Raw genomic sequence first — 20666 nt, 5'->3', positions numbered from 1 at the left:
GCGCTGACGAGCGGTGAGCCGAGCCTGATGCTGCTCGTGCCACAACGGCCCTACCTCGGCGACAAGTTCAGCGATCACATCCGGCGACAGCCCGGCGACCCGATACTCCGCAACGATCAACTCACGTGCCCCGACCCCCATCATGAACAGTTCAACGAGCCGCCCGGGCACCAAGCCACGGCTTACTGTGCACGAGGTCGTTAACCTCGATCTTTCATGACGGCTCGCCAGTTCAACTGGTGGGCCGTTTTGGCTTGTTGGCGTGATGACGGGCATGCCGATGCCCCGGCTGTCGCGTCGGGTGGACGCCGGGTTCCCCAGTTCCGGTCAGGTGGTGCTGTTCGTCGGGACAGGACGCTGCTGGTCAGCCGGGGCTCGGGAGCGCGTTGAGCTGTTGGATCCAGGGTCAGGGCGGACTCCACCTACGCCCATGACCTGCTACCGGTCTGGACGGCGGGCCACCTCTGGATGTCCCTGCGGCCCGTGGTGCGGCCCCGGGGCGCCATAGCCGCCGCAGACACGAATACGGCGCCCGCCTCGGGGCACACCCCCTGGGCGGGCGCCGTCGTTGTTCCGTGTTCCATCAGGTAGCGTCGCGGTGGCCAGGTCTTGGGCGCGATCTCGTCGAAGCCTGCCTCCACGACACGCTCCCCGCCGTCGCTCTATGTGGTCAACCGTCTCGTCCACGCCACCGCAGTGACCCGCCCGAGACCGGCGGTAACACCGTAAGCGCCCTCCTCGCCCGACAGCGCCATGGTGCCGACGCCGACCGAGGCGGCAATCGGCAGCATCGCGGTCGCATGCGCCCACTGCCGGGCCCTGCACAGTCACCGGGTGATCTGGCCGCAGTTGGTGCCATTCCTGCCGGCTGACTCACCGGCGATCACGCCGCCCCAGGAAACGCAGTAGCCTCTGGCGTCAAGGTAGACCGGCCCCGCGTACGACCGGTAGTAGCCATCATCATCGGCGTAGTCTCTGGTGTCGTCCCGCTGGACCCAGACGTACATATGGACGGCAGGACCCGCTGTCTTGCGGATGGTCACAGCACAGTTCTTACCCGTCGCGGAGTTATAGGTCAGATAGGACGTCCCCGCCTTCCCGATATTGATCTGGTTCACGACTTTGTAGCCGGTGCCGCACGCCTTGTTGTACGCGGCCGCGGCTGTGGGCGGGGCCGCTGCCGCCCCGGTGGCCATGACCATGACGCCCCCTGCTGCCAGCGCCACGGCAGCCCCCGCCATTCGGATGTATCCCCTGTGTTCCATGCACCCTCCTCGAAACTGTTGCCCAGCGCACCGCCTGAAGCACCGTCATGCCCTGCCGACGACTCCCCCGATGGCGGTCTTGCCTGCAAAGACACAGCCGAAGCCCGCGCCAGTTGCATCCCCGCACTCCGCACCCCCGGCACCGGTACGCCCGGGCACCAGGGCGCGCAGCGGCCCCCACCGCCACACCGGACGGCGGGCCGGCGCCGCCTTCCGCCAAAGCCAGGCCCACTGATCGGCGTACTCCACCCGGCCGCGACTCGCGGGGGACCCGCATTGCTGCAACTCTCGGAAGAGCCAGCTGCTGTCCGTGCAGCCCACGGCCCACCGCCTTTTGAGGTGGGCTGCGTGAGTTTGCAGGAGCGCGCGGACTCGTTGTGGCGGATGGAAGAGACGGCCCGGTGCGCCGACATGTGCGCAGCGGCGCGCTCGGCCTTTCGGTCCAGACCGAGCGTGGGGGCGGTGACCTGGATGGCCACGCCCTTGTCGTAGAGCGCGTGCACGGCGTCGAGCTTCGAGCAACCGCTGCGACAACGGTGTGCGTCTCGCGTAGCGGACGGTCAATCCAGTGACCTGCTCCTGCGCCTGATCTGCACCCGCCCCGTAATCCTCCGTCTGCTCAACCATCCATGACTACACCTGGTCTTCGACATCCTGGAGCCGCCGCCCGCGCCAGAATCACCACATGCCGCGGCCTGACCGACGCGAACCCCTCCTGGGCCCACTCCCCCAGCGCAGAGGACCTGCGGTCGCTACCGGAACCGGCGGGACCGCGAGACCGCGAGACCGCCACGGATTGTCGTGATGGCGGGCCGTAGACCGTGCGTGTCTTCCGCTGTGCGTAGGCGCCCGGAAAAGTGACCGCGGCTCCCAGGTCGACGACCTGGAACTCGCGGGCGTCCATGGTGAACCGTGCTGGAGGACGACGGACTATGGGGCACACCGCAGGGTTCGAATACGTGCCTGTCACCTGCTATTCGTGGTCGCCTGCCCCCCCGACGTGCTCGTCGAGGCGCCCTGACCGGGTAGGTCGCCGACCTCGCGTGGCGGCCACGACCGAGTGACTTTCCCGGCCATGACGAACTCCCTGTTCCCGGAGGGAATCTGTCAGGCCGTGAGATCCATCAGGAGCACCTTCGCGAGCCGGGCCTGGTCGTCAACGACCAGCTACATCAGCCTGATGCCGTCCTGCCCGGCCTCCGGGCAGGCATCCCCGTCACACGAGGGGCAGGCCGCACCCGCCCCGGTCAAGGAAGCCCGGCCATGACCGACTGGCCCGCCCGGCCCATCCTAGAACCGCAGGCCCAGGCGTTCCTCGCCGATGCGGACCCGCCGTTCTGCTTCCAGATGCCCCTGGCCCAGGGCCGCAAGACCATGGAGGAGAATCAAGCCACACCCATCGCAAAGCCAGCAGTCGACGAGGATTGGATCACCGTCAGGGGCGGCCCCACCGGATCGGTGGACCTTCGTATCGTCCGCCCTGCCCGGGCCACCGGGCGCCTGCCCGTGATCCTCTACCTACATGGCGGCGGCTGGGTCTTCGGCAACGCCCGCACCCATGACCGACTGGTGCGCGAACTCGCCACCGGTGCGCGGGCCGCCGTCGTCTTCCCGGAGTACAGCCCCGCCCCCGAGCACCGCTACCCGGTCGCCCTCGAACAGAGCTACACCGCTGCCCGGTGGATCACCACCGACGGCGCCTCACAGAACCTCGACCCGGCCCGGATCGCGGTCGCGGGCGACTCCGCCGGCGCCAACATGGCAGCGGCCCTCACCCTGATGACCAAGCAGCGCGGCAGCCTCACCCTCACGGCCCAGGTGCTCTTCTACCCGGTCACCGATGCGGCCTTCGACACCCCGTCCTACCACCGGTTCGCTGAGGGGTTCGGCCTGCGCCGCGACGCCATGCAATGGTTCTGGAACCAGTACACCACCGACGAGACCGAGCGGGCGCAGATCACTGCTTCACCCCTGCGGGCCACTACCGGGCAGCTCACCGGCCTGCCGCCCGCACTCATCATCACCGCGGAGGCAGACGTCCTGCGCGACGAAGGTGAAGCCTACGCCGCCAAACTCCGCACCGCGGGCGTCCCCGTCCGTGCCGTCCGCTACACCGGCATCATCCACGACTTCGTCGTGCTCAACGCCTTGCGCCCCACTCACGCAGCCGAGAAAGCCATCCGTCAGGCCACGACCTACCTGGCCACCGCACTCCACACACACTCCCCCACCGAAGACCTGACCGCCACGCCCCTGGGACATCCCGGCGCAGCCCGGTGACCCTCCCCATCCAAGCGCCGACAACTGATGAGGATTCCTGAAATTGGCTCTGGTCGGGATCTCGTGACGGTCACGATCGCCGGGAAGCGCCCCGTGGCTGCTAGCGAAACACGTTCGACTGAATCACCCAGTGCAGGGGATCATGTGCGGGTGTCGTCGATCGAAGCTTCAGCCCGTGACCTGCAGGATCTCGCTGTTCTCTGGAGTATCGGCGAGGCCCGTGCGACCGATGTCGTCGGCGCTGCCTGCGAGGCACTCGTTGCCGGGCTCGACAGTCCGGCGCTCCGTATCCTGGCCGCGTGCACGCGCGGCGAGGCGGAGTACGACGTGCCCGATCTCCTGCCCGCTGCCCTCGACGAGCTTGGTCTCACGTTCTACCCGCGCGACAGCGAGGCTGGGCGGGAAGCCGCCGTGCGGGCGCTCGCGGACCAGATGCTGGCGGGCAGGCTGACACCGCGAGAGCTTGCATTGCGCATCCACCAGCGGTTTGGCCACCAACTGCCGCTGGCTGAGCGCCTCGCCGAGCTCGACGACGAGTACGACATCCTCGAATACGGGGACCGGACGCCGGCCCAGATCGATGCCGAGGTCACGGCCGAAGCCCGTCGGCTGGCATCGGGCGCCGGGAATGATCCGATCCCTCGTTCGTAGCGATCATGACCAGGGCGGGAATGCCCTGGTCATGCGGGAATTATCGGCTCTCAGGAAGCTCCTGGTGTCGCAGGTGGTCGGGCTGGTGCTGGACGGCATCGCCGAGATGGATGCGCTGATCGAGGTCCAAGCACACTGCGTGGTAGGAGAGTTGGCCTGTCCCGACTGCTCGGCTCTGTCCCATCGCGTGCACAGCTGCTACGAACGACGGCTCGCCATGTATCCGACCGGTGGCCGCCGGACGGTGATTCGGCTAACGGTGCGGCGCTTCTTCTGCGAGAACGCCGACTGCCCGCGACGCACGTTCGTCGAGCAGGTTGAGGACCTGACCACCAGGTTCGCCCGCGCCGGTCCGGGGGTGAAGAGGTGGTGGCGGTCGGTCGCGCTGGCCGTGGGAGGCCGTCCGGGTGTCCGCCTGTGCGGCGGCTTCGCCATGCCGACCAGCCGTGGGCGACTGCTGGGTCTGCTGCACGCGCCGCCGGTTCCGGACCAGGCACCACGTGTACTCGGCGTCGACGACTTCGCCTTCAGGCGGTCTCGGACTTACGGAACCGTGCTCATCGACGTGGAGTCCTCCACTGTGATCGACGTGCTGCCGGACCGCACCAGCGAGACCCTCGCGGCCTGGCTGAAGGTGCACCCCGGGGCCGAGATCGTGTGCCGCGACCGGGACAGCGGTTACAGCCGTGCGGTCAAGGAAGCACCGCCGCATGCCAGGGAGGTGGCTGACCGCTGGCATCTGCTCCAGAACCTGGCCTCCGCGGTGGAGGAGACCTGCCACCAGCACCGTTCCTGCCTGCGTAAACGTGCCGACGCCGAGACCCTCCAGATACCGCCGCAGCCTCCGCTCATCGAACTGCCGCCGCTTGAACTACCCCGCACCCAGATCATCGAACGGACCCGGCACCGTCACGAGGACATCCTCCGGCTCGTGGACGCAGGCTGGACGATCAGCGCCATCGCCCGGCGCCTGCACCTCGACCGCAAGACGGTCCGCCGCTTCCGCGACACCGATCTCGACCAGCTCCTCGCCACGGCTCATGTTCGGCGCCCAGCTGGCGTGCTGGAGCCCTTCAAGCCGTACATCAACCAGCGGTTCACCGAGTCTCTGGGCCAAGTCAGCGGTAGTCGGCTGTTCCTCGAAGTCCGCGAACGCGGCTACCGCGGCAGCCGCCAAGTCGTTCGCAAACACCTCGCCGCCCTCCGAGCTGGCAATGCTGAACCTGTCCGCACCGACATCCCCAGCCCGCACAAGATCACCGGCTGGATCATGCGGCCCCGCGAGGCCCTCACGGACCACCAGGATGAGCAACTTCTCCAAGCCCGCCTCGCCTGCCCAGACATCACCCGAGCCTGCGACCTGGCCCGAAACTTCGCCGACCTCGTCCGCCACCAGCGCGGACAACTACTGATGGACTGGATCCGCCAGGCCGAACAGGACGCTCCGGCCCCGATGCGCAGCTTCGCCGGGTTCCTCCGCCAGGACCTCGACGCGGTCACCGCCGGAATGACCCTCACATACAGCTCCGGCGTAGTGGAAGGCCACATCAACCGTTTAAGACGATCAAGCGGCAGATGTACGGCCGCGGTTCATTCCAACTCCTCCGCACCCGGGTTCTCCTGCGATCGTGACCGTCACGAGATTCCGACCAGAGCCTTGATTTTGGCTCTGTCCGCAGTTCCGTGAATCCCCAGGTCAGGAAGGTGAGCGACGGATCGTTTCGGCAGAGTATGTCCCGGCATAGCAAGCAAGACGCGAGGCCGTGCCGTTTCCCGGGATCGATGTGCGAGTGGAGTCAGCGACTCCTCCGACGTCCTCGTGGTGGAGGCCGTGTCCACCGCTCGCCCAGGCCGGTGCCCGGACTGCCGGAAACAGGCGAGGCGCATACACAGCACGCATCAACGAGCCCCGAACGAAAGGCCGTTAGGGCTGCGACGGGTCATAATCCGGCTGAGGATCCGCCGGTACTTCTGTGATCGGAAGAGCTGTTCCCGCAAGACGTTCGTCGAGCAGGTGCCGGGCCTGTCCGAGCGGCACCGCCGCTCCAGCACCGGACTGACAGGCTGGCTGCACCACCTCGGCCTCGTGCCCCCAGACCGCCACAACCGTAGTGCACAACTGCGAAGATCAGCACGGCTGCGGCCACCCATTTCATGGCATTGAGGAAGCCGAGACCGAACAGAGCAACAACAAGGATGGCGAGTAAGACGATCATGGGAGTGGCAACTCCCAGGCGGAATGGATCATCGCTGCCGACGACAGGGGCCTCGCCTCACAACATAGCCCCGGCAAGGGGCGCGGATACACCGATGCCGACCGATAGCCCCTCCCGCAGGGCCACTTGACCGCTCGGCGACGAAGCGCGCCCCCTGCTCAGATGCGCAGCAGCCGCTGTGTGATCTCTCGGTACTGCCTCATCGCATGCCGGAGTTCATCCGCCTGTGTTTCGGCGTCATGGTCCTGCCAGCCGTCGTGGAGAGCGCGCCGTCGCTCCGCGAGAGAGCTCGCGAGATGGGCGGCGGCTTCATCGAAGATGCCCTCAGCCTCTTCCAGCGCCTCGAGCGAGCTGTCGGCGAAGTTATTGAGGGCCTCCTGGAGTCGCAGGGCGAGCCGGTCCCGTTCGTCCGCCGGAAGCAGCGACTCCGGGCCCAGAGCGCGGCGTTGAGTGGAACCCCGAACCTTGTCCGGCGGCTGCTGAGCACGTGCCTGGTCGTACATCATCGTGTGTCGCTTTCCTGTGCGTCGTGTCGGCGAAGTCGGAACGAGCCCACTGGGCCGATGAGCAACGGGCTGAAGAGTTGTGGGCCGACGAGCTGGGAGCCGATCAGGAACCCGGATCGGCGGCGGGCCGTGGGAGCCAGCGTAGTGCGGCGCGGAGAAGGCCCGCACCATGCCGGCCCCCTTGCTTCGAGCCGGGTTGCCGCCCTTCGTCGGACTCAGTGCCGGCGTCGGCATGTCCTGTCCGCGTCACTGACGCGACACCACCGCAAGAGGCGCGAGGTCGAGGGGTGTTCTCCCGTAGACCCCGCGCCTCTTGCCCCCCCCTAGACCACCAACACCTCCTGCCCCTGCGAGGTCCTGCGGCAGTTCGCCAACAGCATCGACGCCAACAACCGGCGCGTGCACCGCGCCTTCCTCGCCAGCGTTCGCGTGCTCGGGGAAGGCGTGGACATCACCGGCGAACGGGAAGTCGAGGCCGCCTGCTTCGCCGACACCCGCGGCTCACAGGTGGAGATCGTGCAGAACATCGGCCGCGCACTCCGGCTCAACAAGGACGGCTCCACCAAGGTCGCCCGCCGCGCACTGCCGCTACCTGCCGGGGGACCGAGTGTGTGACGATCTGCCATACGGGCATACCGAGGACGACGCTGCCGGGTGTTATCGGGCACGCCAGGGAGAAGCGTGGAGTCGTCGATCAGTGTTGCCGTTGTTTCTGGGATGACTGCATTGTTGGTCGCGGTCTTAGCCGTTCCTTTGAATTACTGGCTCAATTCTCGGACGCGGCGTGACCGTACCCGGGACGTGATGGCCGGCTACCGCGATCCGTTGCTATGGTCCGTACATGACCTACGCAGCCGCCTGGTTTCCATCATGGAAGACGGCTTCCTCGGTCGCTTCATGGAATCCGACGAGGCTCGTGCCGCATACGCCCTGCGACACACGATGTTTGTTGTGGCTGAGTATCTCGGGTGGGTAGAGATCCTTCGGAGGTCGGTGAGCTTCATAGATCTTGGCGATCGGCATCGCAACCAGCGCCTGGTGGAGCACCTGAGCCTCATCCGCCAGGTGTTGTTCGCGCGGGACCTTGATCCACCCCTGCGGGTTCTCTATGGGTATCAGCGGGCCATCGGCGAACTGATGATCGCGCCGGACACTGCTACTGAAGGCCGGACGTCTAGATGCCTCGGGTTTGCCCAGTTCACTGCTCTCCTGGAAAGCGACCAACAATTCCAAGAGTGGTTCGCTCCGCTGAGGCAATCGATCATTGACTTAGCCAACCACCCCGAGAGAGGCACTAGCCGACTCAAAGAACTGGAATCTCAACTCGCCGAACTCATAGACTTCCTGGACCCGGATCGGGTCCGGTTCCCCCTTAGAAGCCTTGAGAGGCCCTATTACCGATCCCAGGGGCGCAACGGCTGATGAGAACGCATCGGAGATCACTCTTGCAGACCAGCCCTGCAGCCGGCTGAAGGCAGGCCGAGGAATGCTTCGTGAATGTCATCGCGTCGTTCCCAGCGGATCCGTAGACGACGGAAGCCGTGCAGCCAGGAGATCGTGCGCTCGACGACATAGCGGAAGATGCCCAGGCCGGTGCCGTGTGGCTGGCCCCGCTCCGCGATCACCGGTCGAATCCCGCGCTGCCAGAGCAGGCATCGGGATTTGTCGTGGTCGTAGCCACGGTCTGCCAGGAGCGCGTCGGGTTTCCGCCGTGGTCTGCCGACGGCGCCAGCAACCGGAGGGATCTTGTCGAGTAGCGGCAGCAACTGGGTGACGTCGTTGCGGCTTCCGCCGGTCAGCGAGACCGCGAGCGGGATGCCCTGGCCGTCGACGATGAGGTGGTGCTTGCTGCCCGGCCGTGCGCGGTCGACCGGGCTGGGTCCGCTTTTGGGCCCCTGCGAGCGGCCCGGACGTGGGAGGAGTCGATCGCCGCCCGCGACCAGTCGAGCTGGTTCTTCGAGCGCAGCTTCTCCAGCAGGACGACGTGGAGTTGGTCCCAGACGCCGGCCTCGTTCCAGGCGGCCAGACGCCGCCAGCAGGTCATTCCCGACCCGAAGCCCAGCTCCTGGGGCAGGTACTCCCACTGGATGCCGGTGTGCAGGACGAAGAGGATCCCGCACAGAGCTTGCCGGTCCGGCACCCGCGGTCTGCCCTCGACCTGCTTAGGAGCGGGCTTGGGCAGTAACGGCTCGATGAGCGACCACAGTTCGCCCACACGATCCATGGTCGCGGCTGACGGTTCGCCATAATCAGACCAACGAGCCCACAGTCCCATGATCAACCGCTTTTGTTAGAGCCAGTAAGTGGGTTACCGATGACGTCTGCTCAGAGTTGGATACAGGTTCATCTGTGCGTCAGCCAACGACAGCCAGCCACGACGGCGAGGACGTCGACCGATCAGGCGCGTGTGTGTCTCGCTGCGCAGCCAGTACGCCAACGCGTTCAGAATCTCCCGCCGCATGTGTATCGCCGGCCGACCACCGGGCTTGACCGCCGGAACCAGTGGACAGAGGATCTCCCATTCCGGATCGGACAGATCAGTCGAGTAACGGGAACGCAGCCCGCACACCCCAGCCCCTGAAAGTGCGCCACCGCCCCGCTACCAGGGAACTTACCCGCTGACCGGCTTTTCAGACGCCCTCTAGCAGCACAGGGCCGCGATCGGGTAGCGGCGCCAGGACCGGCCGCGCACCCGCACCACCGGCGTCTGCCCGCGCCGACCCCAGGCACGGGCCCGCGAGGCAGTCATCCCGAAGCCCGCCGCGTCCTCGAAGACGACAAAGGCGCCCAGCGCCGCCACAACCATTCCGCCTGCGGCCACACGTCCTTCTTCCACAACTCCACCGCGTGCTCGTCGCGTTCCACGGCCCGGCGGGCGAGCGACTGCCAGGACCAGCCGTGCCGGTGCAACAACCGCCACACCGCCGCCGACGAGACCTCCCGAGCGAACTTCCAGAGGATCAGTGCCCGGATGCGGGCCAGGTCGAGCGCTGGTCTTCCCAGCCGTGCACGGCCGGCCCCCGGGCCAACTCCGCTTCCAGTTCGGCGAATCGGTCACCGCTCAGTCTGGGCAGCTTCGGCGGCCCCGCCGACCGCTCACTGACCCGCAGTTCCTTCGCGATCGCCGCGTTCTTCTCACCCCGCGCGAATCGTTTACCGGCCTCGAACCGGATCTGTTCCCGCAAGCTCCGTCGCTCGGCGGTCAGCCCGCCGCCCTGCGCGTGCCGCATACCACCGGCCTACCGCAGGGAGCACCACCCGTCCCCCCCTCCCGACAACATCCCGAACAGATCAGTAGGACGCCCCCGGGTCTCAGCCCCGGCGTCCGGAGCCCGGCCGCACCGTCACCTCCACCTCCGTTCCGTCGGACGCCCACACGCGCACCTGTCGTACCTGCCCGGGCGGCACACTTCGGGCGCTGGGGTGTGCCGTGCGGCCCGACACCTCGAGCCGCCAGCCGGTGGTGCTCGGCGGCAGGGACAGCACGGTGGTGCCGGGGCGGCGAGTCGACCGGTAGGCGAGGCGGTACGTCGAGCGGGCCGGGTCGTGGGCGTCGGCGCGCACGGTGCCCGCGACCGCCGGGGCGTACGGCGTGGCGGTGCGCTCCTTGTTCGTACGGAAGCGGCCGTCGCGGTCGAGGGCGCAGTAGCCGCCGCCGTAGCACCAGACGTAGGCCGCCCAGCCCGAGGAGTAGCGGGTGAAGGAGGCGAGCGCGTCGTCGTGGAAGCGGCGCATGTTCGGCAGACCGCTGTTCAGCGGGCCCCACTCGCCCACCACGACGGGAACCGAGTGCTCGCGCGGGTACGCGGTGACGGCGTTCTCGTACGCCGTGATCCACCCGGCCGCCGGGTCGTAGTCGGCGCCCGCCTCCATCGCGGTGTTGTAGAAGTGCGGGGCGTAGACGAGGCGTTCGTCGGGGACACGGCCCAGGCCGGTGGGCACGCCTTCGCCGACGATCGGGGTCGGCTCGATGAACAGGTGGTTGGAGCGGTCCCGGGTGCGGATGGCGGCGGCGAGGCGGCGGTACATCGGGGTGAGCTGCGTCGCCTCGATGCGGCGTGCGGCACTGGCCAGGTCCTCGCCCGCGCGCAGCTCCCCCATCGGCTCGTTGATCAGGTCGTAGCCGAACACCGCGGGGTGCCCACCGAAGCGGTCCGCCAGCAGGCGCCACATGCGGGCCTGCGCGCGCCGCAGGTCCACGTCCTCGTAGAGATGGGTAAAGGCGCGCTGGACGGCGGGTTCGAAGTACTCGGCGAACCAGTCGTCGGGGTGCGGGGTGAACGGCAGACCGTCGGTCCGCGTCGCCCACGCCGGGGTCCCGCGGTGGCCGAACGCGGGCCCGAACACATCCTGATGGGCGTCGATGACGACGTGGACACCGTGCTCGTGCGCCCAGTCGAGGATGCGCCGGATCTTGCGCAGGTACGACTCGCTGTAGCGCCCGCGCCGCGGCTCCAGGTCGTCCCAGAAGACCAGCAGGCGGGCGAAGTTGAAGCCGTGGGCCCGCAAGTCGGCGAAGTGCCGCTCGGTGATCGCGCTGAGGGCGTCCGGCCCGCGGTGGATCTTGTCCTCGACGTTCCAGCCGCGCAGGGTGAGTGTGCGTCCGCGGGCGTCGGTGAGGCGGGGTATACCTGCGGCGGCGGGGGCGGTTGCGGACCCGCTGGCGGAAGTAGCGCCCGTGACGGCGCCGGAATCGGTGCCGGTGCGCCCACTGTCCGCTCCCCCCGAAGCGGCCGGAACCAGGCCCCCACCGAGCAGAGCGGCGACGATCAGGGCCACCAGGCCGAGGTGCTGCCGCGTGAAGCGCTTGCCCATGACGGACCTCCGGCACTCGGGGACGCGCGGTCACGTACGTGTGCCGTTCGGCACGCACCGTACGTATCAGGAACCGCTTGCACAGACCAGCGAACCGACGACGCGGGCGGCCGGGAATCTCCCACCGCCTCGGTCAGAGTGCCATCGCGCTCTCCCCCGCCAACCGGTCCACCAGACAGCGCTGGAACTGGACGCAAGAAGCCTCGCTCGCCGCTGTCGAAGGACCTCGCAGCAACTCACGTGCATGGCCAGCGGGGTGAGCCTGCCGTCTGGTGAAGCCCTCGGCCACCAAAGCGGTATCCGAGGGCTTCCCCGGGCCGACTACGGCCCGGTGGTCGGCGGAGGAGGAACCGTGCCCGGCCAGTCGCCAGGGTGCTGCCCGGTGCCCGGAGTGGGCGGGCCATGCTGCACTTCCGCCGCAGGACGGGTCATCCCCCACACCACGGCCACCAGACCAACGACGCACGCATCGCCGACGAACAACCCAGCTGCCGGGCGCCCCGGGGGGGGAACGAGGGCTTCGATGTCCGCGAGCAGGACATCGTCCGCCTCTCCCATCCGTGCGCCACCGCGTCAAGGCTCGGCCGGTACTCGTTTCCACTCCCCGAGATGCCCGGCGGCCTGCGTCCGCTGCGCGATCCATCCCGGGCCGAAACATGACCCGACCGTCACCCGACGCCCGGCCCGAGACGCGGCTGTCCGTGGCACTGGCGATGCGTTCGCTGCGGGGCGCGACGCGCCTACCGACTCGCCATCCCCACTTGATGCGGCTCGATCAGAGCGCCGGGGCCGGCCGACAGGCGGCCAGATCTGCCCACGGCTCAGCGTGTTCAGGGAGCGACCCAGGTGTGCCGTGGCGCTCTCCGACTCTCGGGATCGGCGAGACTCGCGCCTCAGTTGGGGGCTGTCATCTGTCATCCCTCGCCACTTATCGCAGCGCCCAGCTGCACCTGTGCCCAAGCCGCCGCGATCGGGATGGGTGTCCCGCCACTAGTCTGCGTAAGCTTGAAGGACCGGACGCACAGCCAGAGGCTGCACTGGCCGTTCTCGTGGGTGACTGTCATCATCTCGCCGGACTGTCCGGTTACTGGCAGCTTCGGGTAGGGAGCCCCTTGCCCTCCTGTTCCGAATTCAACTGCTCGGGGTACGAGTCGGATCTGTCCGTTCTCTGCGGACTCGAACTGGCCGCCATAGCTGTCGGTGGACTTCGCGACGATGCCCGGACCTTTCTTGCCCGCGCACTCTGCGCCGACAGAGCCTTCGAGCTTGCCGCCGGGGCCTTGCGTGGACGTCGCGATGATGCCAATCGTGGCGGCTTGGAACCTGCCGCCGGCTGCATACTTGCTCCAGCCGACGACACCCTCGTCCCTGTACCCCATCCCGAGGACTCCGTATCCATACCCGGCTCCCGGCAGCGATGCCTGCCCTACGACGCCGGAGGCGGTTCTGAAGTGATGCTCAGAACCGGGGTCCTTGGGCACGACTCCCTCATTGGCTGTTGTTCCCCACACACCCGCGGTGACCTCAGTTGTGAAAGTTGCCCCCCTTTGAGGACGGTCCGCGCCGTCGGAGTAAAAACCCCAGACCCCGACGTTGCCGAAAGTCCACGCTCTTCCGGTCATGCCATTGCCCGTGGCACTCTGGCCAAAAACTCCGTCGCCTCTGCCGTTTGTTTCACCCGCTACACCAACGCCATCAACGTCGTTCCCGCCGTAGACCCCGGGCACTTGGTCGGAGTTTGACTTGCCAACCACGTTGCGCTTGCCGAAAAGCCAGTCGAGGATTCCCATGACGTCTCTCCTGCGATTTTCCTGGTTACTTCCAGTACGGCACTGAACCACAGGGGCGGCAATCTGAACGCCACTGCACCTCTCTGACCTGCGGATACGAACTAGCTGGGCTGCGTTCGGGGCGGCCGGCCGACGCAGGCCGAATTGATCGGCATCCTCATCCCCGTCGGCGACGGCAGCAGTTTCCCGAGGGCTGCCCACCTCGCCTCATACGCCGGTCTCGCCGGCCTCGCCGACCACCCGCAGCTCGGGCTCCTCGGTCCGCGGAGAACCACCCTCCCGCCTCAGGTGACCGCCACTGGCTGCGGCTCGTAGAAGCTGCTGTGCGGTGCTTGGCGAAGAGGACGTCGGCTCGTCGTCGAAGCCGAGAACCGGGCGGAGCGGATCAGACTCCGGGCTCAGCAACACCGGCTTGCCGAGCCGGCGCCCGGTTGCCCGCAGCAGACGGCACAGCACATCCACGCCGTCCTGACCCTGCAACTCCCGCAGATCAACGTCGAATCAGCATCTCCGCAGCTCTCGGCAGCCGGACCGGAACCACCGTCCTCGGAGTACTCGCACGACCACCCCTGCGACCGAACGAGATCAAGCACTGCCTTCCAGTCCTCCACCGAGGTATCCGGGACGAGGCTGGCGGCCCGCCGCCCTGGGGCCGGCCTCGTAAACGTGAGCCCTACCTCGTCGGCTCAGTCCTTCAAGTTGTAGAAGTGGATGGGTGAGTTCGGCGTGAAACCGATACGCGGGTATACAGGGGCCCCTGCCACGGTCGCGTGCAAAGTGGCGCGGGTCAGCCCGGTGGCTCGGGCGCCCTCGTGCAGCACCTTGCGCGTGACAGCCTCGCCATAGCCCCTGCGCTGCCACTGCGGGTCGGTGGCGACGAAGGCGACGAAGAGGCGCCCTTGCGCTTCGACCGTCGCGGCGCACGCCACCGGAACGTCGCCTCGCACGGCCAGGTAGGCGTACATCTCGCTCTTCCAGTGCGCGGATCCGACCAGGCCGTCGCGGCCTTCCTCCAGGGGGAACCCGTAGGCGCGTGATTGGAGGTCGGCGTAGGCCCGCAGGTGCTCGTCGGTGCGCACACGTACGAACGTCAGGTCGGGGTGGACCGGGTCGGGGATGGGCAGCAGGTCTCCGGCCATGCCCCTGCCCGGGAAGGCGTACTGCAGGCCGGCCTGCTCGGCCGCCGTGGCCAGCGCGGTGCGCGCCTCGTCGTCGAGGAGGTCCTCGAAGAGCCACAGGAAGCCCGGGTGCTGCTTCGCGCGCATGATGTCCGCCGCCTGGCTCAGGCGTTGTGCGACGCGATCGGCTCCTGCTCCCCGGTCGGTCAGAGTGATGCAGTTGTAGAACGAAAACCGGCAGTCGGCCCAGCGGACGGCGATGCCGGGGAGGTCCCGCACATCCGCGTCCGCATCGCGGTCGAGCACCATGGCCCGCCAGGCCACGGTGAGCTGCTGTGCCGATTCGATGGACTCCGTGAGGCCAGTCACCGTACTCCCATGGGTTGTTGAGGTTGTTGAGGTTGTTGAGGTCGTGGAGGCCCGGAGTTGGGAGCGGGCGGCTCTGGCGCCTCCGGGCCGGTGGGAACTGTACGTGCGCCACGCGGTGTCGCTGCCATCAGATGATGCCTTCGAACTGTTTGTCCTCAGTGGGGGAACTGGAGCGGGGCACGTGGTAGGAGTCGCGTCCGAAGCGCCGCCACAGGCCGGCTATGAGGAAGGCCACCACTACAGCGACGGGGGTGTAGTTGAAGGTGGTGGCGGTGATCGGGCTGCTCTGCGGCAGCAGGAACAGCACCGTGACCGCAGCCGCCCACACCACCGCCACCCAGCCGATCGGCCGGCTCCAGCGGCCCAAGTGCCAGGGCCCTGGGGTGAATCGGTCGCGGTGAAGCAATCGCAGCAGCACCGGGATGGCGTAGGCCGAGGTGAATCCCACGACCGAGATGGCGGTCACCGCCGAGAACGCCGTTGTGGAGTACAAGGACGGCAGCGCGAGCACGAAAGCCACGGCGACCGCGAGCCAGACCGCGTTGGCGGGGATGGCGGTGCGGCGGCTGACCTTCTTCCAGCGCCCCGATCCGGGCAAGGCGCCGTCCCGGGCAAAGGCGTAGATCATCCGGCTGGCGCTGGCGGTCACGGTGTAGCCGCACAGGAACTGGGCCACGATGATCACAAGCAGCAGGGACTTGGCCGCCGCCATGCCCAACGCGTCCAGAAGGATCTGCGCCACCGGTACACCGGTCGGTCCTGACAGGGTCGCGGCGTAGTCCTGGATGGCGAACAGCAGCGTGAGCAGCAGGATGCCGCCGGCGATCCAGGACACCGCCACCGAGCGGAAGACCCCGCGGGCCGCGGCGACGGAGGCATGGTTGGTCTCCTCGCTCAGGTGGGCCGAGGTGTCGTAGCCGGCCAGGGCGAAGACCGGAAGGAGCATGCCGAGCAGGATCACGTACACCGGGGCACTCCAGCCGGTGTTGTTGGTGAACTCGGAGAAGACGAAGCCGGCCGACTGGTGATGGGAGGGCACGAACGCCAGGGCGCCGACGATGACGACGGCCCCCGCCAGGTGCCACCACGCGCTCACGGACGTCAAGATGTTCATCAGCCGGGTGCCGAAGAGGTTCAGGACCGCGTGCAGCGCGAGGATGACCGCGTACAGGGCCAGCAGGGAGCCCGGGGTGGGCGTGTAGCCGAATTGCAGGTTCATCCACGCGGCGGTGAACGTCGCGATGCCGTAATCCTGGGCGGCGATTCCGCCGAGCAGGCCCAGGAGGTTGAGCCAGCCGGTGTACCAGCTCCACCGCTCGCCTCCGAGCTGGCGAGCCATGTAGTACAGGCCGCCGCTGGTGGGGTAGCGGGAGGTGATCTCCGCCAGGGCCGCGGCCAGGCACAACACCAGCGGCCCGACGGCGAGCCACCCCCACATGATCACCGCGGGGCCTCCCGAGTTCAGGCCGTAGCCGAACAGCAGCAAGGTCCCCGACATGATCGAGATGACCGACAGGGAAGCCGAAAAATTGCCGAAAGCGCCCATCCGGCGGTGCAGTTGCTGGGTGTAGCCCAGCGACTGGAGGATGCGCGCGTCCTCCCCGTCGTCGTCGACCGGGTTCAGCTGGTGGCGCGGTGTTCTTACCGAAGTCATTGGTTCTCCGCACAGGAAGGCTGAAATGTGGGGGTGCAGGCGGGTGGCTGCCGGGCCGCAGGCGTGACGTGGTGACGCCCGCCCGTCATGGTGACGCCCGCCCGTGTGGGGCCGGGGTCGGCAGTCATGTGTGGTCTCCCGTATGCCACGGGTGGGATCTCAGGCAGGCGTCGCGGTCCTCCTCGAATGCCTTCCGCCACTGGTCCTTGGAGTGCCGGGCGTCGTACTGCCACGGGGCGGGCGTGGCGAAGTCGCCGATGGTGTCGAACACTTCGGCTGCCCACTGAGCGAAGCCGCCCCTCACCAAGGCGTACGCGAGGTAGTTCAGATCCAGCTGGGAACTGGTGGCCGGATCGCACTTCTGGAACCAACCCTCGAATGCCTGCGTGACGGCCCGGGTGGTGTCCTCCCTGGTCCACAGCAGGTTCAACATGCCCTCGGCGCCGTTGTCCCGTCGCTCCCGGTGTTCCTGCACACGGGCATAGAGGGGCAGCAGAAGCAGGGGCGAGTCGGGCGGTGCGAAGGAGACCGTCCAGCGGGCGAAGTCCGTCGCGACTGCCTGGCGGCCCGCTGGACCCGGGTGGGCCTGGAGCGCCTGGGACATGCGGTGCCACGCCTCGCGGTTGAACGGATCTCGTCGGTGCACTTCCCCCAGCAGACCCCATGGCCCGCCAGGCAGCAGGTACTCATGGGCCGGCGGGGTCACGTAATGCTCCGGGTAGCGTCGTGTCGTGTCCGTTTCAGCCAGGGCCAGGCGGCAGATCCAGGGCACCGAGTCGTCGGGGTTCCCCTCGCGCGCCTTGTGGCACGCCTCCCGGGCCCGGGTCACCAGTTTCTCCAGGTCCCCTGCCCGCCGGTAGTCACGCGCCCAGTGCCTTCGGTGGGCCTGCAGCACCCGTTCGGTGGCGACTCTGGCGTACATCACCCGGGCAGCGAGGCTCTCCGGTTCCTCTTTCAGCCATAACTCCACAACGTTGGCCTGAGCTGCGACAACCCCCAGTACCTGAGTGCGGGATGTCCACTGCGGCCAGTTGCCCGTGCGGGCAAGGACCTGCCGCATCTGCATCCAGTAACCCGCCTGAATGTCCTGCACCGCCGCATAGAGGTCCGTGTCTCGGCCAGCCGGGTTCGCCCGGCCGGCCGGGTTCGAACTCTCCATCAGCGCCCCCCTCGGCCGGCCGCACACAGGGCGGGCCGCAGGGGGCCGTCGTCAACTGGAGCCGCTGAGACCATGGGGAGCGCCTGCAGGCCGCTGCTGTGAGCGCTACGGCTCGCCGGGTGGTGTGAGCACGACACCGAACGGTGTGCACTGGCGGCCATAAGCAGACGGACCCTCGGGGCAGTTGGGACGGGCGGCACGGTCGTGCAAAGGACAGCGGTGTGGGCCGACGAGCAGGGTGGGGACGGCCGCTGGCGCATAACCCGGTCGGCGGCTTTCGCTCTTGGTCGGTAGCGAGTGCCCGACAGGTACTTAAGTGCCTGGAGAGGCGCATGACCAGAGAATCCCAAGATTGTTAGGTTGCTCAGACGCAGGTTTCGGCCATGCGGCAGAGGAGCGTCGCCATCAGTGACCGGACCCGCTGGGCGCAGCACTCAGACGGTGCGCCGCCAGGGCTCTGCTCCTCGCAGTCACGTGTCTTGGGCACGTGGAACAGGGCCGCCACCCTGAGCGGAGGCGGGCGGACCTTGGTGTGCGGGCGGACCCGACGGAAGGACACCGTCAACTTGCTTGTGGGATAGGTGCGTTACGTACTGGACAGGCAAGTTGAGGCATGCTGATGGTGCGCAAGTGTCGCGAGGGGCACTGCGTTCAGGCGTGCAAGGGCGTCCCGGCGGCGGTCTTCCAGACTCGGGATCATTCGGCCAGTTCGGTACGGTAGTCACTGGCTGTGAGCAATCCTGTGCCCACGCCCGAGCAGTACGGTAAGCAGCCAGCGCGTCGATCAGTCAAGAGCCGTCATCGAGCCTCTCGTCGAGCACTACCGCTGGGGAGGATCCGGGAGTACTAATGACCCCTTCGGGGTGTTGGGGGCACCGCACGCGCCGCTCGGCCGCGGTGGCCCTGGGCATCCCCCGCAGCACGCTCAACGCCCGGCTGAAGATACTGGAGACGGCCGCCGGATGCGCCGTCTTCCAACACCGCACCCGCCCCGTCACCGCGACACCGCGCGGACAGGCGCTCCTCGACGAGGCGCGTCTGCTGTTCGACCGGATCGACGGCGCCGCCGCCCGGTAGCCACTGCGTCGGCTGGAGATCCCCGAGGGCCGCAGAAGACGGACAAGTACGTCCTGGCCTGCACCAGTTGCCCGCTCTCCACCGTGGTCGTGGACATCGCACCGGAGCAGCCCAGCACCTGAGACGACCTGCCTACCAGCCGCCGGGCCGGCACCGCTCACTCCAGCCGCCGTTCGCCCTACCCGCGCCGGCATGCAGCGCGGCGCGCTACGGCGCCAACCCGGTGCGCGGGCGGGCGGGGGGTGGCTGCGGCACGCGGGCGAAGCCGGTCCGGTAGGCGAAGGCGACGAGCTGCGCGCGGTGATGGGCGCCGAGCTTGTGCATGATGCGCTGGACGAAGGTGCGGACGGTGAGCGTGCTGACGAACAGGCGCTCGGCGATCTCGTCGTTGGTCAGGCCCTCGGCCGCGCACAGCAGGACCTCCTGCTCGCGGGGGGTGAGGTGGTCCATCTCGCGCGGGGTGGCCTGGGGGCGGTCAGGGCTGGCTGCGGCGAGGTAGCGGGTGACCACCGTGTGGGTGGCGAGGGGGGAGAGCACCATGTCGCCGGCGGCGACGGTACGGATGGCGGCGAGGAACTCGGCGGGTCCGACGCCCTTGCCGAGGAACCCGCTCACCCCCGCGCGCAGGGCGCGGGTGATGTAGTCGTCGGTCTCGAAGGTGGTCAGGATCAGCACGCGGGTGCCGTTGAGCTGCGGGTCGGCGGTGATCTGCTCGGCGGCGGACAGGCCGTTCTGGCGGGGCATGCGAATGTCCATGACCACGACGTCGGGTGCGGTGCTGCGGGCCAGGCGCACAGCCTGTTCGCCGTCGCCCGCGGTGGCGACGACTTCGAGGCCGTCGGCGGCGTCGATGAGGACCTGGAAGGTCCCGGCGAGGAGCGCCTGGTCGTCGGCGAGCAGCACGCGGATGGTCACGGGGCGTCCCCAGGTTTGGTCGGTGGCGGGCCGGGAGCAGTGAGGGTGGGCAGATCGGCCCGCACCTCGAAGCCGGCCCCGCCGCGGGGGTGGGCGTGCAGGTGTCCCCCCGACGGCGTGGGCCCGCTCGCGCATGCCGATCAGCCCGTACCCGGCCACGCCCCGCGACCGGGGGGATGTGGGGGCGGGGCCGTCGTCGGTGACGGTCAGGGTCAGCCGGTCGGCGGTGTAGTGGAGGTGGACGGCGGCGGTGGTGGTCAGGGCGTGCTTGGAGACGTTGGTGAGTGCCTCCTGGGTGATGCGGTAGGCGGTGAGACCGACGCCGGGCGACAGTGGCCGGGGCTCGCCCTCGCGGGTGAGGGTGACGGCCAGGCCGACGCTCTCGAAGGACGCGAGCAGGTCGGGCAGTTGCGCCAGCCCCGGCGCGGGCTTGGACGGCCCGGTGGGGTGGTCGTGTTCGCGCAGCAGGCCCACGGTCGCCTTCAGTTCGCCCAGAGCGGCGGTGAGGGTGGCGGTGAGATTGCCGGTGACCTTGGCTGCCGCATCGGGGCGGGTGGCGAGAAGGTAGTCGGCGGTGGCGGCCTGGGCGTGGGCGAGGGTGATGTGGTGGGCGACGACGTCGTGCAGCTCGCGGGCGATGCGCATTCGCTCGGCGCCCACCCGGCGGCGGGCCTCCTCCTCTCGGGAGTGCTCGGCCATCTCCGCGCGGGCCTCGACAGCCGTGACGTAGTCGCGGAGGCTGCGCAGTGCGTCGGCCACGGCCGCCGGCAAGAGGGTGAAGGCGGTTGGGTGCGGTTCTTGGCTCATACAAGATTTTCGTAGCCGTTGATCGACTCGGCCGGGCCGTGACA

General features: G+C 68.2%; 14 protein-coding genes and 4 pseudogenes. 8 read left to right on the top strand and 10 right to left on the bottom strand.

The window, feature by feature from the left end:
* Nucleotides 1-827 precede the first annotated feature (827 nt).
* On the bottom strand, nt 828-1247 hold the full coding sequence (locus ACWGI2_RS40665; RefSeq protein ID WP_453701019.1) for a spore-associated protein A: 420 nt from the start codon (nt 1245-1247) through the stop codon (nt 828-830).
* A gap of 1281 nt (nt 1248-2528) precedes the next feature.
* On the opposite strand from ACWGI2_RS40665, the gene ACWGI2_RS40660 reads away from it, so the two are divergent.
* The 4 genes from ACWGI2_RS40660 to ACWGI2_RS40645 all read left to right on the top strand — a co-directional run bounded on the left by ACWGI2_RS40660 (nt 2529) and on the right by ACWGI2_RS40645 (nt 6360).
* Nucleotides 2529-3545, top strand: a complete 1017-nt coding sequence (locus ACWGI2_RS40660) for an alpha/beta hydrolase (protein WP_453701014.1) — start codon at nt 2529-2531, stop codon at nt 3543-3545.
* 150 nt (nt 3546-3695) lie between these two features.
* Nucleotides 3696-4196 (top strand): hypothetical protein, encoded by a 501-nt coding sequence (locus ACWGI2_RS40655; protein WP_453701013.1) that lies wholly within the window; start codon nt 3696-3698, stop codon nt 4194-4196.
* A gap of 64 nt (nt 4197-4260) precedes the next feature.
* Complete coding sequence (locus tag ACWGI2_RS40650; protein ID WP_453701011.1) at nt 4261-5883, top strand: ISL3 family transposase; 1623 nt, start codon at nt 4261-4263, stop codon at nt 5881-5883.
* Nucleotides 5884-6015: 132 nt separating this feature from the next.
* Nucleotides 6016-6360 (top strand): transposase family protein, encoded by a 345-nt coding sequence (locus tag ACWGI2_RS40645; RefSeq protein ID WP_453701010.1) that lies wholly within the window; start codon nt 6016-6018, stop codon nt 6358-6360.
* Between the two features lie 210 nt (nt 6361-6570).
* Here the strand turns inward: ACWGI2_RS40645 and ACWGI2_RS40640 are convergent, their stop codons facing one another.
* Nucleotides 6571-6915 carry a hypothetical protein gene (locus ACWGI2_RS40640; RefSeq protein WP_453701017.1) on the bottom strand — a complete coding sequence of 115 codons (345 nt, stop codon included), beginning with the start codon at nt 6913-6915 and terminating at the stop codon, nt 6571-6573.
* A 354-nt stretch (nt 6916-7269) separates the two neighbouring features.
* Between ACWGI2_RS40640 and ACWGI2_RS40635 the strand changes: the two are divergent.
* Nucleotides 7270-7509 (top strand): annotated as a pseudogene (locus ACWGI2_RS40635) (hypothetical protein); the annotation flags it as partial.
* A 90-nt stretch (nt 7510-7599) separates the two neighbouring features.
* Nucleotides 7600-8340: a hypothetical protein gene (locus ACWGI2_RS40630; protein ID WP_453400513.1), complete on the top strand. Its 741-nt coding sequence runs from the start codon at nt 7600-7602 to the stop codon at nt 8338-8340.
* A 17-nt stretch (nt 8341-8357) separates the two neighbouring features.
* On the opposite strand, the pseudogene ACWGI2_RS40625 reads toward ACWGI2_RS40630, so the two are convergent.
* The 4 genes and pseudogenes from ACWGI2_RS40625 to ACWGI2_RS40610 form a co-directional block, all read right to left on the bottom strand.
* Nucleotides 8358-9165 (bottom strand): annotated as a pseudogene (locus tag ACWGI2_RS40625) (IS5 family transposase).
* 397 nt (nt 9166-9562) lie between these two features.
* Nucleotides 9563-10148 (bottom strand): annotated as a pseudogene (locus ACWGI2_RS40620) (winged helix-turn-helix domain-containing protein); the annotation flags it as partial.
* An 82-nt stretch (nt 10149-10230) separates the two neighbouring features.
* The gene (locus ACWGI2_RS40615; RefSeq protein WP_453701008.1) at nt 10231-11733 is read right to left on the bottom strand and encodes a cellulase family glycosylhydrolase; all 1503 of its coding nucleotides are present in this window, start codon (nt 11731-11733) and stop codon (nt 10231-10233) included.
* Between the two features lie 914 nt (nt 11734-12647).
* Nucleotides 12648-13523, bottom strand: a complete 876-nt coding sequence (locus tag ACWGI2_RS40610; protein ID WP_453701007.1) for a hypothetical protein — start codon at nt 13521-13523, stop codon at nt 12648-12650.
* Nucleotides 13524-13676: 153 nt separating this feature from the next.
* Here ACWGI2_RS40610 and ACWGI2_RS40605 point away from each other — a divergent pair.
* Nucleotides 13677-13814, top strand: a pseudogene (locus tag ACWGI2_RS40605) (transposase); the annotation flags it as partial.
* A 395-nt stretch (nt 13815-14209) separates the two neighbouring features.
* On the opposite strand, the gene ACWGI2_RS40600 reads toward ACWGI2_RS40605, so the two are convergent.
* The 3 genes from ACWGI2_RS40600 to ACWGI2_RS40590 form a co-directional block, all read right to left on the bottom strand.
* A complete protein-coding gene (locus ACWGI2_RS40600; RefSeq protein ID WP_453701006.1) occupies nt 14210-15010 on the bottom strand; it encodes a GNAT family N-acetyltransferase in 801 nt (266 codons plus the stop codon).
* Nucleotides 15011-15137: 127 nt separating this feature from the next.
* Nucleotides 15138-16664: an amino acid permease gene (locus tag ACWGI2_RS40595; protein WP_453400561.1), complete on the bottom strand. Its 1527-nt coding sequence runs from the start codon at nt 16662-16664 to the stop codon at nt 15138-15140.
* 124 nt (nt 16665-16788) lie between these two features.
* A complete protein-coding gene (locus ACWGI2_RS40590; protein ID WP_453701005.1) occupies nt 16789-17823 on the bottom strand; it encodes a hypothetical protein in 1035 nt (344 codons plus the stop codon).
* An 849-nt stretch (nt 17824-18672) separates the two neighbouring features.
* Here ACWGI2_RS40590 and ACWGI2_RS40585 point away from each other — a divergent pair.
* Complete coding sequence (locus tag ACWGI2_RS40585; protein ID WP_453701004.1) at nt 18673-18900, top strand: LysR family transcriptional regulator; 228 nt, start codon at nt 18673-18675, stop codon at nt 18898-18900.
* Nucleotides 18901-19107: 207 nt separating this feature from the next.
* Here ACWGI2_RS40585 and ACWGI2_RS40580 read toward each other — a convergent pair whose 3' ends face one another.
* Nucleotides 19108-20574, bottom strand: a complete 1467-nt coding sequence (locus ACWGI2_RS40580) for a response regulator (protein WP_453701002.1) — start codon at nt 20572-20574, stop codon at nt 19108-19110.
* Between the last annotated feature and the right edge of the window lie 92 nt (nt 20575-20666).

It is taken from the genome of Streptomyces sp. NPDC054866 (genome assembly GCF_053610745.1).
The sequence above is the reverse complement of the archived record's forward strand: the minus strand, read 5'-3'. Positions and strand labels throughout refer to the sequence as shown.

Coding starts and splice junctions, on each gene's coding strand:
- ACWGI2_RS40660 (WP_453701014.1), top strand. CDS start 2,529: ATGACCGACTGGCCCGCCCGGCCCATCCTAGAACCGCAGGCCCAGGCG.
- ACWGI2_RS40590 (WP_453701005.1), bottom strand. CDS start 17,823: ATGGAGAGTTCGAACCCGGCCGGCCGGGCGAACCCGGCTGGCCGAGAC.
- ACWGI2_RS40610 (WP_453701007.1), bottom strand. CDS start 13,523: ATGGGAATCCTCGACTGGCTTTTCGGCAAGCGCAACGTGGTTGGCAAG.
- ACWGI2_RS40595 (WP_453400561.1), bottom strand. CDS start 16,664: ATGACTTCGGTAAGAACACCGCGCCACCAGCTGAACCCGGTCGACGAC.
- ACWGI2_RS40585 (WP_453701004.1), top strand. CDS start 18,673: ATGACCCCTTCGGGGTGTTGGGGGCACCGCACGCGCCGCTCGGCCGCG.
- ACWGI2_RS40640 (WP_453701017.1), bottom strand. CDS start 6,915: ATGTACGACCAGGCACGTGCTCAGCAGCCGCCGGACAAGGTTCGGGGT.
- ACWGI2_RS40615 (WP_453701008.1), bottom strand. CDS start 11,733: ATGGGCAAGCGCTTCACGCGGCAGCACCTCGGCCTGGTGGCCCTGATC.